The organism is Brevibacterium sp. UCMA 11754, assembly GCF_021532275.1.
Classification (GTDB): Bacteria; Actinomycetota; Actinomycetes; order Actinomycetales; family Brevibacteriaceae; genus Brevibacterium.
On the sequence record NZ_JACBOT010000034.1, the window covers coordinates 68104 to 84725 of the forward strand.

At 64.0% G+C, this 16622-nt stretch carries 15 protein-coding genes; 9 read left to right on the top strand and 6 right to left on the bottom strand.

What is annotated here, in order from left to right; translation table 11 throughout:
- Positions 1-49 precede the first annotated feature (49 nt).
- Positions 50-1291: a winged helix-turn-helix domain-containing protein gene (locus tag HX613_RS19700; RefSeq protein ID WP_235346880.1), complete on the bottom strand. Its 1242-nt coding sequence runs from the start codon at positions 1289-1291 to the stop codon at positions 50-52.
- 152 nt (positions 1292-1443) lie between these two features.
- Here HX613_RS19700 and HX613_RS19705 point away from each other — a divergent pair, with 152 nt between their 5' ends.
- The 4 genes from HX613_RS19705 to HX613_RS19720 all read left to right on the top strand — a co-directional run bounded on the left by HX613_RS19705 (position 1444) and on the right by HX613_RS19720 (position 5068).
- Positions 1444-2010, top strand: coding sequence for a hypothetical protein (locus HX613_RS19705; protein WP_235346881.1), 567 nt, complete (start codon positions 1444-1446; stop codon positions 2008-2010).
- A gap of 40 nt (positions 2011-2050) precedes the next feature.
- Positions 2051-3220, top strand: a complete 1170-nt coding sequence (locus HX613_RS19710) for a sensor histidine kinase (protein ID WP_235346882.1) — start codon at positions 2051-2053, stop codon at positions 3218-3220.
- A gap of 28 nt (positions 3221-3248) precedes the next feature.
- A complete protein-coding gene (locus tag HX613_RS19715) occupies positions 3249-3890 on the top strand; it encodes a response regulator transcription factor (RefSeq protein WP_328285006.1) in 642 nt (213 codons plus the stop codon).
- Between the two features lie 68 nt (positions 3891-3958).
- The gene (locus HX613_RS19720) at positions 3959-5068 is read left to right on the top strand and encodes a DUF418 domain-containing protein (protein WP_235346883.1); all 1110 of its coding nucleotides are present in this window, start codon (positions 3959-3961) and stop codon (positions 5066-5068) included.
- 116 nt (positions 5069-5184) lie between these two features.
- On the opposite strand, the gene hpf is transcribed toward HX613_RS19720, so the two are convergent.
- The 5 genes from hpf to mtrA all read right to left on the bottom strand — a co-directional run bounded on the left by hpf (position 5185) and on the right by mtrA (position 11110).
- Complete coding sequence (gene hpf / locus HX613_RS19725; RefSeq protein ID WP_235346884.1) at positions 5185-5844, bottom strand: ribosome hibernation-promoting factor, HPF/YfiA family; 660 nt, start codon at positions 5842-5844, stop codon at positions 5185-5187.
- A gap of 66 nt (positions 5845-5910) precedes the next feature.
- The gene (locus tag HX613_RS19730; RefSeq protein ID WP_235346885.1) at positions 5911-6633 is read right to left on the bottom strand and encodes a ComF family protein; all 723 of its coding nucleotides are present in this window, start codon (positions 6631-6633) and stop codon (positions 5911-5913) included.
- A gap of 60 nt (positions 6634-6693) precedes the next feature.
- Positions 6694-8415 carry an LpqB family beta-propeller domain-containing protein gene (locus tag HX613_RS19735; RefSeq protein WP_235346886.1) on the bottom strand — a complete coding sequence of 574 codons (1722 nt, stop codon included), beginning with the start codon at positions 8413-8415 and terminating at the stop codon, positions 6694-6696.
- Complete coding sequence (gene mtrB, locus HX613_RS19740; protein ID WP_235346887.1) at positions 8412-10433, bottom strand: MtrAB system histidine kinase MtrB; 2022 nt, start codon at positions 10431-10433, stop codon at positions 8412-8414. The genes HX613_RS19735 and mtrB overlap by 4 nt, the downstream gene beginning before the upstream one ends.
- Positions 10430-11110 carry an MtrAB system response regulator MtrA gene (gene mtrA / locus HX613_RS19745; RefSeq protein WP_235346888.1) on the bottom strand — a complete coding sequence of 227 codons (681 nt, stop codon included), beginning with the start codon at positions 11108-11110 and terminating at the stop codon, positions 10430-10432. The genes mtrB and mtrA overlap by 4 nt, the downstream gene beginning before the upstream one ends.
- Positions 11111-11246: 136 nt before the next feature.
- Between mtrA and HX613_RS19750 the strand changes: the two genes are divergently transcribed.
- From HX613_RS19750 to HX613_RS19770, 5 genes are read left to right on the top strand one after another with little or no spacing between them, the layout of a single operon-like run.
- Complete coding sequence (locus HX613_RS19750; RefSeq protein WP_235346889.1) at positions 11247-12299, top strand: hypothetical protein; 1053 nt, start codon at positions 11247-11249, stop codon at positions 12297-12299.
- On the top strand, positions 12296-12952 hold the full coding sequence (locus HX613_RS19755) for a hypothetical protein (protein WP_235346890.1): 657 nt from the start codon (positions 12296-12298) through the stop codon (positions 12950-12952). The genes HX613_RS19750 and HX613_RS19755 overlap by 4 nt, the downstream gene beginning before the upstream one ends.
- Complete coding sequence (locus HX613_RS19760; RefSeq protein ID WP_235346891.1) at positions 12949-14214, top strand: DUF4350 domain-containing protein; 1266 nt, start codon at positions 12949-12951, stop codon at positions 14212-14214. Before HX613_RS19755 ends, HX613_RS19760 begins: the two co-directional genes overlap by 4 nt.
- Entirely contained in the window at positions 14211-15293 is a 1083-nt protein-coding gene (locus tag HX613_RS19765; RefSeq protein WP_235346892.1) for an AAA family ATPase, read from the top strand. Before HX613_RS19760 ends, HX613_RS19765 begins: the two co-directional genes overlap by 4 nt.
- Entirely contained in the window at positions 15294-16580 is a 1287-nt protein-coding gene (locus HX613_RS19770) for a DUF58 domain-containing protein (protein ID WP_235346893.1), read from the top strand.
- Positions 16581-16622: the final 42 nt, after the last annotated feature.

Genomic DNA, 16622 nt, shown 5'->3' on the forward strand with positions numbered 1-16622 from the left:
TCCTAATCGGCATGAATGCCTGACAACAACTCGAACGACTCTATATTCCCTAGCTTAATGGCAGGTGAGTACCGCTCATATCCACAGCCCCCAATCCGAGCCACTTCGCCATTTCACGCAGCTCCAGTGCCAGTTCCTCCTTGTTCTCTTCGCCCGGTTCCCAAGTCACCTTCAGCGCCCGAAGTGTGTCGGCTGCCTGGTCCCGGTGCAGGTCGACGCGACCGACGAGACGTTCGCCGAGGAGGAACGGCAGCACGTAGTACCCGTGCACCCGGTCTTTGGCGGGAGTGTAGATCTCGATTCGGTAGTGGAAGCCGAAGAGCCATTCGATCCGCGGCCGGTAGAAGACGAGTGGGTCGAATGGAGCCAGGAGGGCTCTGGCCGAGACGGAGCGAGGAGTTCTGGCCGTATGCCACTTCAGTGCCCGAGTCCCCTCAACGTCGACTTCGACGAGTTCACCGGAGGCCAGCAGCGACCTGATCGCCTCATCGGTGGCGGCGCGCGCCTGCCGAAAGTAGTCTGCCAGGCAGTCCGGGCGGGCGATGCCCAGCGCCCGGGCCGCAATCCGGGTCAGCTCGAGCACATTGTTGGCAGTGCCTGAGATTCCGCGAGGTCGTTCGGCTTCGGGATCGAGGCCGAAATCGGGGCCGCCAGCGGGACCGTAGGCGAGTTCAGGCGCCGGCAGCGACTGACTGACGTCGCGTGGCAGGGCGTAGACGCGTTCGAAGTGATCATTGCGGCCCGCGGAATTGATGATGCCGCCGGCGAACAGCGCTTCGAGTGCCATCTTGACCTGGCTGGGGTTCCAACCCCAATGATCGCGGTTGCGTTCGGGGATCTCATGGTCGACGAGGTCTGCGACCCCCCGTGCAGTCTTCGGCCCCGACTCCAGCACGTCGAGGACCGATCGCTGCAGTGCCCGGAAATCCGGGCCGCTGTCGGGATGCCGTTGACCGTAGTCGTTGCGCCACCATTCGGCTCTGGTGCGTTCGAAATGACGGTAAGTCTCCGGCGGGACGAAGGCCGCTGCGTGGGCCCAGTATTCGACGCCCATGCGGGGTGCTGAGTAGAAGAGCCGATCGAGGGTCTCACGCGGGTACGGTCCGAGGCGCGAGTAGTAGGGCAGATAGTGCGAACGCACCACGCGGGAGACCGAGTCGATCTGAGTCAGCCCCATTCTCGCGAACGTCGACTTCAAGTGCCGAGCAGTCACCTGAGCCGGGCGCTGCCTGTCAAGGCCCGTCGCAGCGATCGCCGTCCTGCGCGCTGCCGACAGTGTCATCTTCTGCATGAACCCACAGTAGATCACCGCACTGACACGGCCTCGGAATCCGTCCATCCGGCCGAGCAGGATCAGCCGTTCGGCCGAAGCCTGCCCCACCCCCAGACCGGAAGGATCGTCTCTGTCACCGCAACTGCCCACAGAAGGAACAAACACCCACCATGAAGAAAGCCGTCACCGCACTCGCCTCGGCACTCTGCCTCATCGCCGCCGCCATCGGCGCCCTCTTCGTCTGGGAACACCAGTCGAAGCTCACCCTCGAAGCACAGGTTGAGGACTTCCTCAACGCCTGCGGGACCGACGCCACAGCGATCGACGTCCATGGCAGGCCCTACCTCCTCTACGCCATGCGCGACTCCGCAGATCTCAGCTATGTCGATCTCAGGCTGCAGCCCGGAACGAACAAGGACCAGCTGCTCGTCCACCGACTCAGTCAGGGTCATGCTGACCGCCTGACACGGTTCGTCACCTTCGACCACCCGGACGGTGATGTCGATCCGATCGAACGGGGTGACGGGTCGTTCACAGAGGCCGCGATGATCAACGGTTCCAAGGTCACCTTCTCCGCCGACACTGCCGACGACCGACTGCAGGTGTTCGCCGATAGTCACCGCGCCGGTCAGATCGAGTTGGATCAGGACGTCACGGTCAAGGGTGCTGCGGTCACGGACTCCGGCGTCGTTGTCGAGCTCGAATACGCCTCCACCGACTGCGGCGCCGCAGGATGATCCTCAGGCTGAGCACCCGGCCTGACTAGACTGGGAAGCGATGAAGACTGTGATCACGTGGCTGTGGCTTCTTCCCCTGCCCCTGACGTTCCTGCTCGAACTGCTCACCGGTTCGGGTTGGCTGCTCGTCATCGCCAACTTGTCCGCGTCGGCCACAGTGCTGCCGATCCTGGTACTCACCCAATCCCGCTCCACCGGGGGCCGGATCCCACGCCTCGGTCTGCTGTCGCTGGCCGCCCTCCTCCTGCTCCTCGCCCTCGTCCCCGTCGCCTTCGCATCGACTCTGAGCCTGACCGTGATGTGGCTGAGTCTGGTGACGGTGGTGATGCTGGCTCGATGGTTCGCCACCCGCACGCAGCTGCTGCTTCTCAGCCTGCTGTCCGTGGGCAATGTCGTCGAACCCGGCCTGATGGGCTGGGCCGACGGGCTCACCTTCGCCTTCGGTGCCTCCACCGCGATCGTGGTCAGCCTGGCCCTGGGCCTGCTTCTGCGCATGATCGATCGTTCCCTCATCGAACGCCATGCCACCGCCGCCGAGGCGGAACGACGTCGGATGGCCACTGAACTCCACGATCTGGTCGCCCACGAGGTGACCGGCATCGTCGTCCTCTCCCAGGCTGCGGTGCGCAGCGAGGACCCCCGAGTCCTCAAGACCGCTCTGGGCAAGATCGAGGAGTCGGGGACCCGAGCGCTGGACGAGATCCGGTCATTGGTCTCAAACACCGCGACCGACTCACGCGAATCCGGGGTCCGAGCCCCCGTCGCCTCCAGCGTCCAGGCCCTCCTCGACCGGGCCAACGGCTTCACCGGAGCCCAGGACCTGAGAATCGACATTGATGGCACCGACACCGAGGCGGTTCCCTCCACCATCTGGCCCGTGCTCGACCGTGTGCTGGCCGAAGCGCTGACGAACATCCGTCGGCATGCGGGAGCCGGGGTGCCGATCATGGTCCGCGTCTTCACCACAGCCTCGGCGAGGCCCGGATCGACCACCTCGGCGAGGCCCGGGGACCACTCCGGTCATGACATCGTCCTCACTGTAGGCAACGGTCCCGGTTCCGGTGGGATCGGTTCCGGCAGCGGAACGGGCCTGCGCGGTCTGCGAGCGCGGGTCGACCACCTCGGCGGGGATCTGTTCGCCGGGCCCAGCCAGGACGGGGGTTGGGTGCTCGAGACTCGGATACCCTTGATCTCGAGAGTTCAGGGATGAGTCCGACACGAGGCGACGGAGGACGAACGTGATTTCAGTGGCATTGGTCGACGATCAGGAAATGGTGCGGATGGGATTCTCACTCATCCTCGACGCCGATGAGTCGATCACGGTGGTCGGGCAGGCCTCAGACGGGGTCGATGCCATCGAGCTGGCCAAGCGCGAACGTCCCGACGTCATCCTCCTCGACATCCGCATGCCCACGCTCGACGGTCTTGCGGCGCTGCCGCGCCTGACGCCGATCTCCAAGGTCATCATGGTCACGACCTTCGACGATGACGACTACGTCGACGCAGCCCTGGCCGGCGGTGCCAGCGGATTCCTCCTCAAGGATGCCGGGCCCGACCTGCTGCTGGCCGCAGTCAGAGCCGCCGCGAACGGTGACGCCCTGATCTCACCGTCACTGACCTTGGATCTGCTCAGCCGCCGCTCCCAGGACAGCAGAACCGGTGAGGACCATGTTGCCGGCCTCAGCGAGCGGGAGAACGATGTCGCTCGCCTGGTGGCGCGGGGACGGACCAATCAGGAGATCTGTGCCGAGCTCTACATCTCGCTGGGCACCGTGAAGAGTCACCTGGGCAATATCCAGACACGTCTCGCCGCCCGCAATCGAGTCGAGATCGCCGCTCGGATGTGGGAGTCGGGCGTGATGAATCGACCGAACGGCTGACCCCTGCTCACACTGTCCGGCCATTGTGCCGATGCGGGCCACTCCGGGTCTCGACCAGGATGGAAGTCATGAGTTCAGATACCAGCGACCAACCATCGTCCGCGCTCACAGCCGCCGTCACCAACACCTACTCCCCTATCGACATCGACACCGGCAACGCCATCGATATCGGCGCCCCTGCCACCGCCACGCGCCGTCCTGCAGGCAGGGCCCGAATTGCGACTCTCGACGTGCTGCGCGGAATCGCCCTGTGCGGGATCATGATCGTCAATCTCCCGCCGATCTTCGATCTCGGCGTTCTCGACGAATCCGGCGCCGTCGAGAGCATCCGCGCTTTCGAGCAGGACTTCGTGCAGAACCGGTTCTTCCCGATCTTCTCCACCCTCTTCGGCGTCGGCTTCGGCCTCATGTGGAACTCCGCCACAGCCCGCAACCCCCGACCCAGACTGGCGCTGCTGCGCCGGTTCCTGTTCCTCGGACTCCTCGGTGCCGGCCACATGCTCCTACAGCCCGGTGAAGCTCTGCTGCCGTATGCGATCGCGGCGATCGTCATCCTGCTTCCCTCGACCTGGATACCGGCCCGGGCCCTGGCCGTGTCAACTGCTGTCGGCGGAGCGCTGCTCCTGGCCGCAGGCGTGTGGTCCGGTGGAGGACCCGTCATCATCCCGGGCCTGTTCCTACTGGGATTTGCCATCGGGTACACCGACATGGTCCGCCGTGCTCTGCGTCATCCGGTCCGGCTCACCCTGATCGGTGTGCTGAGCGCGAGCGTCTCCGTCCTCGGCTTCCTCCTCACCGATTTCTACACCCGCCAGCTGCACCTGTGGATTACGGCCGGACTGGGCATCACCATGGCCCTGGGCCTCGTCGTCATCGTCATGTTGCTCATGCTCACTCCCGCCGAGGCGCTTCTGCGGCCGGTCTTCGCACCGCTGGGCCGCATGGCGCTGAGCAACTACATCGGAGCCACACTGCTCATCCACGCCGTCAAGGCTGTTGAACCCGACCTGGCTCAGTTCGATGACCATGGCGGATATCTGGCAGGTGTGCTCGTCTGCGTCGGCATCATGGTCATCCAGATCGTGGTCTCGGCGCTGTGGCTGCGCTTTGTCGGACAGGGACCGCTGGAGAAGCTCTGGCGCCTGGTCACCTGGGGTCGCGAGGGTGTGCGAGCCTGAGACCGGATTCGACAGTAGACGCAGATCGCCGAGGTGGGGCCCCCACCTCGGCGATCGTGCTGCTCGAATGTTCAGGTCAGCAATGCTCAGTCCAAGTCAGCAATGCTCGGTTCAGGTCAGTCAGCCACGCCCTGAAGTTCGTGATCGAGAGTGATCACACCGTAGCTCCAACCCTTGCGACGGTAGACAACGGACGGTTTGCTCGACTCCTCGTCGATGAACAGATAGAAGTCGTGTCCGACGAGCTCCATGCGGTTGAGCGCCTCTTCGATGCCGATGGGAGCGCCGTTGAATGTCTTCTCACGCAGAACCACGGGTGAGTCGCCTTCGGCCTTGATGCGGCCGTTCGTCTGATCATTGTTCGCGGATTCGTTCGCGTCGATCGCTTGCCCCTCATCGGGAACCAGAGACTCGGCGACGGGCATCTTCGCCAGGGCCTCGGCTGTGGATTCCTTCCGGTGGTGACCGGCTCGAGGAACCTTGTTGCGGTCTCTGGCGCGCCGTAATCGCTCGACGAGCTTCGCCCAGGCCAGATCCAATGCTGCATATTTGTCGCTCGCCATGGCCTCCGCACGGATGGCCGGGCCTTTCGCAACGACCGTGAGCTCCACTCGCTCGCTCGTCTCCGGCTGACGGGAGTTCTTCTCATGAGCGACGTGTACCTCGACTCGTTGAGCTCGGGGTGCAAGCTGCTCGACCTTCGCGATCTTGTCCTCAATGTGGGCGCGAAAGCTGTCGGAGATGGTCAGTTGACGTCCGTTGACAACAATGTCCATGATGCGTCCTTAGCGACTCGTTCTTCGGATTCATCCGATCCCATTCCCTTGGATGGGTATCCCCCGTTATACAGTAAAGGGAGAGACAAATCGAGTGCCCCCGCGGCCGAGCCCGAGAACGGCTCCTGCAGCGGGTCTGATCTGCACCGATGCTAATACCCGTGCGCTTTCTGCCAGAGTTGCTCCGGTCGTCGCGAAGTCATCGACGAGAAGATCGGTACCGGATTCCAGCGCGGTTTCGCCGCCCTCTCCAGACAACATCGAAGGCAGAATCGCCGGGTTGAGATACTGCGACTTCGCCACGTTGCGCTCCCTGGCATGGGCTCCCAAACCGACCTGATCGTGATGGCGTCTGGTGAGGATGACGTCGACCACCTCCAAAGACAGTTCGGGTACGAGTTCTCCCGCACGGCGAGCCAGGACAGCTGTGTGGGAACCGCCTCGGCGTCTCCGTGCCCGCGGGGAGCTCGGCGCGGGAAAGAGTCTGACCCGACCTCCCGGATGATGAGCCAACTCCAAGGCTGCTGTGACGGAACGCGCAAGCGCCAGAGCAAGAGGGTCGAGAATGTCCCGGCGGCCGTTGTCTTTGAAACTGACCACCATGTGAGAAATCTGCGAGCTGTATTCTGAGACTCCCACGACGGGAATCTGACCGTACCTCGGTTCCATGGCTCGCGGGATGCCCCCGAGCAGACTCAGGCACGCCGTGCACAGGGAGACATCCTCCCGCCCGCAGCCGGCACACCGGCGGGGCAGGAAGAGTTCGCCGAATTCGGTCAGCAGTCCCATGAGAGAAATCTACTATGCCGCGTGCGCAGGCGACTCCGCTGTCTCCGACTCTCCGAAGCCTCAGCCTGGGTAAGAGGGGTACTTCGCCGAGATGTCGATGAGCTTCTGCCAGGCATTGGAATTGTAGGAGTAGATCTCGCCCGATGAGCTCGTCACGAGGATCGAACGACCATCCTCACCGGAGGCGATCCGACTGCCGTCGGGGACCTCTCCCAGCTGTGCAGGAGGCCCGGTGACGCCGATGCGGAACGGCTGGACTCGTTCGCCCTCCGCTGCAGCCAACGCGACCAGCGAGGTCGACCCGGCCCAAGAGATGTCCTTGATCTCGTCGAAGTTCGACCCGACCTCGATCGGCGCGTCAGACACGGCACTGGACGGATTTCCCGCCTTGTCACGCGGAATGCCGACGACGTCGATGCGTGAGGGCTCTCCCTTGTGCCTGCTCAGCAGCGCAATCCGAGTGCCGTCGCGGGAGACTTCCAAGTCGATGAGGTCTCGCCCGGACAGGATGTCCGTGGCGATCGTGTATTCCTTGCTGTCCTCGCCGATGGCCGTGAGCTTGCCCTTGTTGTCGCGTTCCCCGGTCCACACCGTGTTGAACCGATCAATGCTGGGGCGTACGAGCCTCTTGCCCTTGAGGATCGGAGTCGCGTCAACGGTGTCGGCCTTGAGGCGCATCAGCTCCTTCCCGGAGTTCTGCAGGTAGACGTAGAGCGAATCGTCGAAAGAGACCGCTGGGTCGCTGGCCTTGGCCTTTGACAGGTCCGGACTGTTCTCGACTTTCGCCACGGTTGTGCCCGAGATGCGTGAGAGCCGGTCCTTGGCCAGCACCACCGGGGGCCCGTCGACCTGGACCGAGGAGTCGGTCTTCGGCTGCAGACTCTCCGACACGACCTGCCCGCCGATGGTCAGTTCGATGCTCGAAATTGAGGGGATGACCTTCAGCGTCGATGCGATCTGCTGTCGGATCATTCCCTTCTCCTGATCCGTCGGAGAGTCCCCCTGGTTGCTCAGGGCGATGTGGGCGACGCCGTTCTCGATGGTCACCACGTTCGTATCGCTGAGTTTCGCTCCGTCGGGTATCGACGTCACGACCGCGCCCGAGAGGTAGGAGGCCGGGCCGCTGAGAAGTTCGTTGATGAGAGCTGTGGGCGTCGACGAGGAGCGGAGGAACCAGCGGGAGTCGGGAACCAGGTAGGAGTAGTCGGAGGTGAAGAACTGCAGAGAGTAGTTGAGGAAGATCGTCTGGAACTCTGTCTGGGAGATCAGCAGACCGTCGGGCGCCGAGGCGATGCGCCATTCACCGTTCTCCTGCCGCAGGGAGAATTCCAAATTCGACTGGGTACCCGGCTTGGTGGAGTTGAAGATTCCCGACGAGTTGACGAGTCCGACGACCGGCACAGACATCGTCAGCGTCTTCTGGTCGGAGGTGACTTCGGCGTTGATCGAATCCAGATCGGTTTCATTGGGCAGCAGCGACACCGATTCCTGCGGGTTCCACTCCTGTGCCTCTGCCTCAGTGAGGAAGGATTTGGCGACGGAGAAGTTGTTTCCGGTTCCCGCGCCGGCGGAGAGGAAGCCGCGGACGATCTCACCGACGCTGTCGCCGGGTTCGGGTCCGTCTGGGATCCGAGCGCTGCTGGCACCCGGGTCACCGGATCCTGCCTCGATGTGTCCCACGGGCGAACTGCTCGGGATCGAGGAGCAGGCTCCCAGCGCCAGGCTGGACAAGACAGCGAGGATGAGCATCTGCAGACCCTTCTTACTTCGGGACGTCGTCATGACTGCGATCCTCCTTTAGGTGCTGCATCCGGGGGCCAAACGGTGTCCATGTCGATGTCAAGGTCAGTGTCGTCGCCGACTGGGTGTTCGGTGTCTGCATCCGCAGCAGTGTCTGCGTCGGCGGCAGTGTCTGCGTCGGCGGCAGTGTCTGCGTCGGCGGCAGTGTCTGCGTCCGCGGGGTCGAGTTCGTCGTCTGCGGATTCGGAATTCGTGGAGCTGCCCTCGGCGTCCGAATCATCAGCGTCGTCATCGATGATGGCAGCGTGACCACGGACAACCTCGGGCCCATCAACATACCCTTCGTGGGCGGGAGGAGTCTGACCGGTCTCGACCACGATGGGAATGGATCCGGTCTGGATCCGTACGGAACCGTCCGAGGACAGCGGGCCGGCCACGAGGGCTGCACCCTGGATCTGGGCGTCCCGAGGCGGCAGAGGCAGAGGCGAGGAGGTGATCTCCTGATCGGGACGGCGCGGGATCGTCAGACGGAAGCATGAGCCTTCTTCAGGTTTGCCCCAGACCTGCAGCCAACCATTGTGCAGGTGGGCATCCTCGAGCGAGATCGCCAGTCCCAGACCAGATCCGCCCAGGGTGCGTTTGCGGGCGGGATCCGCACGCCAGAAGCGGTCGAAGACGTGCTCGACCTGTTCGTCGTTCATTCCCACTCCGTGGTCGCGGACACTCACGGCCACCGCCTCGGCGTTGGAGGCGACATAGATGTCGATCGGGTTCGACTCCCCGTGCTCGATCGCGTTGACGACGAGGTTGCGCACGATCCGGGTGATGCGCACCCGATCGACTTCGGCCATCACCGGCGAGGACGGGGCATGGACGACGATGTTCGTGTGCATCTGATCGGCCACCATCGACACTGTCTCGATGATCGAGGTGACGATGGCTCCGATGTCGACTGGCTTGGCCACCAAGGCAGCGGCACCGGCATCATAACGGGAGATCTCAAGCAGGTCCGAGAGGAGATTGTCGAATCTCTCGGCCTGCGAGTTCAGCAGCTCAGCGCTGCGGGCCGTGACGGGATCGAGGTCATCACGGGAATCGTAGATGAGGTCGGCTGCAGCCCGAATGGTGGTCAGAGGCGTGCGCAGCTCATGGGAGACGTCGGAGACGAACTGGCGCTGCAGCACTGACAGCCGCTCCATCTGCTGGATCTGGTGCTGAAGAGTGTCAGCCATGTCATTGAAGGACTCCCCCAGCACCGCGATTTCGTCATTGCCGTGGACGGGCATACGTTCGTCCAGGTCACCATCGGCGATCAGACGTGCCACCTCGGCGCCGGTGCGCACCGGTGTGACGACGAGTCGGGTGACGATCCACGCCACAGCACCCACGAGAACGACGAGAACGAGGGCAGCGACGAGCATCGATCTCTGGACGAAGTCGAGGGTGTCCTGCTGCTCGGACAGGTCGCCCAGATAGTAGAGCTGAAACTGACCGGCACCGGGGATCTGCAGCTCCTGGGAGATCAGGAGCCCGGGCCCTGACCCGTCGGGAAGCGCCACCGACTGGTAGAGCATGTCGTCGGTCGGGGCCTTGCCGATGGCGTCCTTGAGCTCATCGGTGATGGGAACTTCGGTTGCCGCACCGTCGGAGTCTGTCGACCCGGCACTGATAGTTGAGAACGAGGAATTCGGATCGCTGGGCTCCAAGGTCAGCGAATACACGGATCCGGTCGACCGGTTGTAGATCGACGACAGCTGAGAACTCAGATTCTCCTGTGTCACGGCCTGTCCGTCGACGGGGGCGAGGCTGCGCAGCTCGGAGACGATGGTCCCGGCCTGGGACGACAGGGACTGGAGCCGAGTGTCGAAGAGTCCACGCGAAATCTGCTGTGACATGTACGTCCCCACCCCGAAGATGGCCACGGAGGTGAGGACGATAGTGAGAACGACGATCCGCAGCTGCAGGGAATGGCTGAACGAACGGAGGAGGAACTTCCAGAACGTCCGGATCGCCGAGGCTGCGGTGCGGATCGCTCCACCCACAGCCGAGGAGCGACTCACGCCGCTCTGCCTGCCTTATATCCGACGCCGCGAACGGTGACGACGATGTCTGGCTTCTCCGGGTCGCGTTCGATCTTCGAGCGCAGACGCTGCACGTGCACGTTCACGAGGCGCGTGTCCGCAGCGTGCCGGTATCCCCACACTTCTTCGAGCAGGGTCTCGCGGGAGAAGACCTGCCATGGCTTGCGGGCCAGGGCCACCAGCAGATCGAACTCGAGCGGAGTCAGTGAGATCGGGGAACCGCCCTTGGTCACGGTGTGACCGGCAACGTCGACGACGACATCGCCGACGGTGAGCAGCTCCGGCGCCTGCGGTTCGGAGATCCTCAGGCGGGCTCGCACCCTGGCAATGAGCTCCTTGGGTTTGAAGGGTTTGGGAACGTAGTCGTCGGCACCGGATTCCAGGCCGAGGACGACGTCCACGGTGTCCGATTTCGCCGTGAGCATGATGATCGGCACCGAGGATATCTCGCGGATCTCGCGGCAGACCTCGAGTCCGTCCTTTCCGGGCAGCATGAGGTCGAGGAGGACGAGGTCCGGGTTCACCTTCTCGAATTCTCCGAAGGCCTGATCGCCGGTAGCGCAGAAAAAGGGCTCGAAGCCTTCACTTTTGAGCACAATTCCGATCATTTCGGCCAAAGCCGTGTCATCATCAACTACGAGGATACGAGCGTTCATCTGTCCATTGTCGCTTATGAGCGCCCAATCTTTCGACCTCGACACCCCCACGCGTGAACGCAGGCGTTGTGAACTCGACTTCAGGGGGCGATTCGACTCGTCGGCGGACTGCGAAACATGGCAGGATTGCTTGGTGATGGGACGATCGAATGCGTGGACCTCAGAGGTCGATTGGCAGACCGGTCAGTGGCAACGACGAGGGCAGGGCCCGACGCATCACGAATGGCACCCGCCTTCCCCGCGTGGAGTCCTCGCCAAACGACCGCTGACCTTCTTCGAGGTGCTCGATTCCGGTTTCCGGCTTCTGCGCTTCGTCCCCGGCCTCACCATCGGTGCGGCACTCATCGTGTTCACGCTCTGGACTCTCATCCTCACTGCCGTCGGAACCTTCGTCGTCCTTGAGTTCCTGCCCTTCCTCAACGATCTCGTCAGCAATGACGATGCGATGTCCGGGTTCTTCCTGCTCGCGCAGATGGGATCGTTCGCGGTCAGCCTGCTCAGCCTCGGCGTCGCCCATTTCCTTGCCGGACTGGCCGCAGCTGGTGCCGAGAGCTCGTTCGGGGCACGCAAGACCACGCTGACGCAGTCGTGGATGTCTCTGCGCGGACGCCGCTGGTCTCTGATTCTCGCCGCAGCGCTCCTGGGCGCGATCAATCTGGGTCTGCTCATTCTGCTCGGGCTGCCTTCTCTTCTGTTCGCGCTGTTCGACAACACGGTCCTCGCGATCGTCACCGCTTTCATCGCTTTGGGACTGTGGCTCTGCGCCCTGATCTGGCTCAACCTGCGATTCGCCTTCACCGGCTCCGCGATCTCCGTCGAAAGGTTGGGTGTGCGTGCCGGGCTGAGACGTTCCTGGAGCCTGACCGGCACAGGCTTCTGGCGCACCTTCGGACAGCTGGGTCTCGGCTACTTCCTGTCCAACCAGCTGGTTCAGCTCGTCATCACGCCCCTCGTCACGGTCGTCACCGTGACCGCCACGATCGCCATCGGCACCGCTGCCGCCGCATCCATGTCGATGACGATCATCATCGCCATCGCGGGCGCGATTCTTCTGGTCCTGACGACAGTGTCCTCGGCGATTCTCTTCGCCTACTTCTCGTGCCTCGTCTGCGTCTGCTACTTCGACCAGCGCATGCGCGCCGAAGGCTTCGATCTGGTCCTCATCCGTCGCGAGGAGGGCACAGAATGAGCCTGCTGAGCAGTTCGGTCATCGACCGCGACACCGGCCGCGAGTGGGTCGAACACGAACTGTCGAAGACGGAGTACTCCGATACCGACCTCACCCCTCTGGAACAGCTCGGACAATGGCTGAGCAACATCTGGAACTCGATCGTCTCCGGGGCGCTGCAGGGCAACTCTCCCTGGCTGATCCTCATCGTCGTCGTGGCCCTGGCGGCCATCATCGGTCTCATCATCTGGCGGGTACGTCGGGTCGGGCTGCGGAAGACGACTCTCCCATTGTCGGCTTTCGACCCAGTCGTCGCCTCACCTGAGCCCGGTCCCTGGAGGGACAGCGCGCGCGCCGCCGCGCAGCGCGGCGATATGAGGTCCGCAGTCATCGACTCCGCGCGTGCCATCTTCGCCGTGCTCTCACAGAAGCACATCGTCACGCTCGATTCGGCGTCGACGGCCAGCGAGCTCAGCCGCACGGCCGGAGGCGCACTGCCCGAGCACCGACTGGAGCTGGCCCGGGTTGCCGAGGTCTTCAACGACCTCCTCTTCGGCGAGGACTCGGCTCAGACCTCAGCCGCTTCTCTGCATGCGACCTATGGCGAGTTCCTTGCACTCGATGAGGCTCTGAGCGCCTTGAGCTCCCGGCAGCGATCGGCGGTGGCATCATGAGTGCCCTCATCGACGTCGCCACCAGAGGCACACGGTCGAGTGCGGCGGTGCCGCTGACGGCTCGGCTGAGATCGGCTGGAGTGTGGATCGTCGCGGCCGTCGCCATCCTCATCACCGTGATCGCGACGATGCTGATGACGTCCGATCGTGACTCCGAGGCACCGCTGCACTATGACTCTACGGCTCGAGAGGGCACGAAGGCCATGGTCGAGACGCTGCGGGACCATGGGGTCGATGTCACCACCACCGAGGATTTCGACACGGCCCATGAAGCCTCGGGCCAGCCCGGGACGACACTCCTGATTCCGACGAAGGCCGATCTGCTCTCGCAGGGCGACATCGACGGCTTCCGGTCCCAACTCGCCGCCAATGACAACCGGCTGACCCTCATCGATCCCGGCTACTCGGTCCAGGACTTCACCGACCGCATCACGGTCGATGACAGCCTCAGCCCCCTGGCGACACCGGATGAGATCTCACAGCCTGACTGCGAGGTCCCGGCCGCCCAGGCTGCCGGTGCGGTGGAATCCGGTGATGCACAGTATGCCGAGGCACGGAAGGGTATTCAGGGGCTGAGCACCTGCTATCCGTTTGCCGGCCCGGGCGTCACTCAGATCGCCGGCGGTGAGGTCACCCCCGGGTCGGCTCACGGACAGCTCATCGTCGATGAGGGCGGCGAAGGCAAGGGCGATTTCCCTGTCACCGTGCTCGGCAATTCCGACTGGGTGACCAATGCCGGCATCGATGAGGAGGGCCATGCCTCGCTGGTGCTCTCCCAGCTGTCGCAGACCGACCATCTTGTCGTCTACTACCCCACCGATTCCGGTGAGTCCGAGTCGGCTCCGTCGACTCTGGACTATGTGCCCAGCTGGTTCATCGCCGGGGCCCTGTGGCTGGCGCCGTGTGTGCTGATCCTGCTGCTCATCCTCGGCCGCAGGTTCGGCCCTCTGGCCGTCGAACGGCTCCCGGTCATCGTTCCCGCAGTGGAGACGGTGCACGGGCGGGCTGCTCTGGCCGCTCGCAGCCATGACCGGACCGGGGCCCTGCACACTCTGCGCACGGGTGCCCTGCTGCGCATCGCGAAACGCTTGGCGTTGGGTCCTGAGGCCGACCGCCACGACATCATCGCCGGCATCGTGAACGCGACCGGCCGCGACCCGGCCCAGGTCGAATCGGTCTTCTCCTCCGCGGTGCCCCGCACCGACTTAGATCTGGCGAACATCGTCCATCTGCTCACTCTCATCGAAAGCGAGATCTCATGACACAGGCTCCAGGCGAGAACTCCGCCCAGCAGCAGAACCCCGCACAGCCAGCGCAGCCCCAGCCGGCGCCGCAGGCTCAGCAGCCGCAAGCCCCACAGCCGCAGCAAACCCAGCCGCAGGCTCAGGAGCGTGATCCCCTGCGGGATTCGTTCATCGATGTGCGCACGCAGATCGCCAAGGCCGTCGTGGGCCAGGACGAAGCGGTCACCGGTATGCTCATCGCCCTGCTGTGCCAGGGCCACGTGCTGCTCGAAGGTGTGCCCGGTGTCGCCAAGACCCTGCTGGTGCGCAGCTTCGCCACTTCGGTCAGCCTCGACAACGCCCGCATCCAGTTCACGCCCGACCTCATGCCCAGCGATGTCACCGGTTCCCTGGTCTACGACGCATCCGTGTCGAATTTCGAATTCCGGCCCGGCCCGGTGTTCGCGAATATCCTCATCGCCGATGAGATCAACCGCACGCCGCCCAAGACGCAGTCGGCTCTGCTCGAGGCCATGGAGGAACACCAGGTCTCGGTCGGCGGCGGGTCCCGTGCCCTGCCCGAACCCTTCATGGTCGCAGCAACCCAGAACCCCCTCGAGTACGAGGGCACCTATCCCCTGCCCGAGGCGCAGCTCGACCGGTTCCTGTTCAAACTCGTACTCGGACTGCCCGAACGTGACCTGGAATTCGAGATCCTCGACCGTCACGCGCGCGGCTTCGACGCCTCCCACCTCGCCGAGGCCGGCCTGACTCCCGTCGTCGATTCGGCCATGATCGCCCAGGCTCGGGAGCGAATCGCCGAGATCTACATCGCGCCGCAGGTCATCACCTATATCGTCGATCTGGCCCGAGCGACTCGACAGGCACCATCACTGGCCCTGGGCGTCTCTCCCCGCGGTGCCACGCGGATGCTCGGTGCCGCACGCGCTTATGCCTGGCTGTCGGGCCGCGGCTACGTCACCCCCGATGACGTCAAAGCCCTGGCGCACATGACCCTGGGTCACCGTGTGATCCTGCGCCCCGAGGCGCAGATGGACGGACTCAACGTCGATCAGGTCCTCAACTCGATCATCGCGACCACCGAAGTCCCGCGCTGAATGACGACACGACTGCTCCTGCTGGCCCTGCTTGGGCTCGTCCCCGTCATGCTCGTGCCGGGGTGGACGAGTGCATTGATCGTGTCCGGCATCATCGTCATCGTCGGGCTGCTCGACTTCTTCCTCGTTCCCCCGCCGAGGCTGGTCTCCCTCCAGCGCACACCCGGACCCATGGTCCGGCTGGGTGACCCCACCGACTGCACCCTCACCTTGGTCAACAACTCCCCCAAACGTCTGCGCATCGCAGTCCGTGATGCGTGGTCACCGAGTGCCGGGGCGAAGAGCACCCGCTCACAATTCGACTTACCCCCAGGCGAGAACACACAGGTGGTGACACAGCTTCTGCCCGTGCGCCGCGGCGCACTGCACGCAGACAAGGTCACCATCCGCTCTCGCAGCGTCCTCGGTTTCATCGCCCGGCAGAAGAGCTTCGACGTGCCGGCGATCGTGCGGGTCCTGCCTCCGTTCATCTCTCGCCGCGAACTTCCCTCGAAGACGCAGAAGCTGCGAGAACTCGACGGGCGGTCTGCCGTGATGATCCGCGGCATGGGCACGGAGTTCGATTCGCTGCGCGACTACGTCGACGGTGATGATGTGCGCTCAATCGATTGGCGCGCCAGTGCCCGCTCCCAGGACCTGGTCGTCAAGACCTGGCGTCCCGAGCGTGACCGCAGGGTCGTCATCGTCGTCGATTCCTCACGGCTGGCTGCGCGACGGTGCAAAGACGGCACAGTCTTCGACGCCGCCCTGGAGTCTGCTCTGCTGCTGACAGCCCTGGCCTCCGGAGCAGGTGACCGCGTCGATGTCGTCGTCGCCGATGCACGCATCCGCGCAATCGCCTCGAGCCATCGGTCGAAGGACCCGGTCCATGACCTGTCGGTGGCGCTGACGACGGTCCATCCGGAACTCTACGATGCCGACTGGGAGCAGATCTCGTCGACGGTTCTGGCCACCTCACGCCAGCATGCCCTCGTCGTCCTCGTCACCGCTTTGGATGAGGGCAGCGTCTCCGATGAGATCCTGCCGGTTCTGCCGACATTGTTGGCCCGTCACCGGGTGGTGCTGGCCTCGGTGGAGGATCCTGGCTTGGGTGAGCTGGCGGCCAAGCGCGAGAGTACCGATGAGATCTTCACGGCCGCCGCTGCGGAATCGGAGCTGCTGACGTCGAAGTCACTGCAGACTCGTCTGCGCGGAGCCGGTGTCCAGTCCGTCGAAGCCGGCCCCGATGATCTGCCCGGTGCGCTGGCTGACCTCTACATCAATCTCAAGGCCACCGGAAAGCTGTAGGCGCCTCACAGACCGGTGGACCCCTGACCAGCCGGTGGAGTC

What these genes read in the sequence shown, in the direction of transcription:
- HX613_RS19700 (WP_235346880.1), bottom strand. Translation starts at nt 1,291, where the DNA reads ATGCAGAAGATGACACTGTCGGCAGCGCGCAGGACGGCGATCGCTGCG.
- HX613_RS19760 (WP_235346891.1), top strand. Translation starts at nt 12,949, where the DNA reads ATGAGTGCCCTCATCGACGTCGCCACCAGAGGCACACGGTCGAGTGCG.
- HX613_RS19720 (WP_235346883.1), top strand. Translation starts at nt 3,959, where the DNA reads ATGAGTTCAGATACCAGCGACCAACCATCGTCCGCGCTCACAGCCGCC.
- HX613_RS19735 (WP_235346886.1), bottom strand. Translation starts at nt 8,415, where the DNA reads ATGACGACGTCCCGAAGTAAGAAGGGTCTGCAGATGCTCATCCTCGCT.
- HX613_RS19755 (WP_235346890.1), top strand. Translation starts at nt 12,296, where the DNA reads ATGAGCCTGCTGAGCAGTTCGGTCATCGACCGCGACACCGGCCGCGAG.
- HX613_RS19765 (WP_235346892.1), top strand. Translation starts at nt 14,211, where the DNA reads ATGACACAGGCTCCAGGCGAGAACTCCGCCCAGCAGCAGAACCCCGCA.
- HX613_RS19750 (WP_235346889.1), top strand. Translation starts at nt 11,247, where the DNA reads ATGGGACGATCGAATGCGTGGACCTCAGAGGTCGATTGGCAGACCGGT.
- mtrA (WP_235346888.1), bottom strand. Translation starts at nt 11,110, where the DNA reads ATGAACGCTCGTATCCTCGTAGTTGATGATGACACGGCTTTGGCCGAA.
- hpf (WP_235346884.1), bottom strand. Translation starts at nt 5,844, where the DNA reads ATGGACATTGTTGTCAACGGACGTCAACTGACCATCTCCGACAGCTTT.
- HX613_RS19730 (WP_235346885.1), bottom strand. Translation starts at nt 6,633, where the DNA reads ATGGGACTGCTGACCGAATTCGGCGAACTCTTCCTGCCCCGCCGGTGT.
- HX613_RS19710 (WP_235346882.1), top strand. Translation starts at nt 2,051, where the DNA reads ATGAAGACTGTGATCACGTGGCTGTGGCTTCTTCCCCTGCCCCTGACG.
- HX613_RS19770 (WP_235346893.1), top strand. Translation starts at nt 15,294, where the DNA reads ATGACGACACGACTGCTCCTGCTGGCCCTGCTTGGGCTCGTCCCCGTC.
- HX613_RS19705 (WP_235346881.1), top strand. Translation starts at nt 1,444, where the DNA reads ATGAAGAAAGCCGTCACCGCACTCGCCTCGGCACTCTGCCTCATCGCC.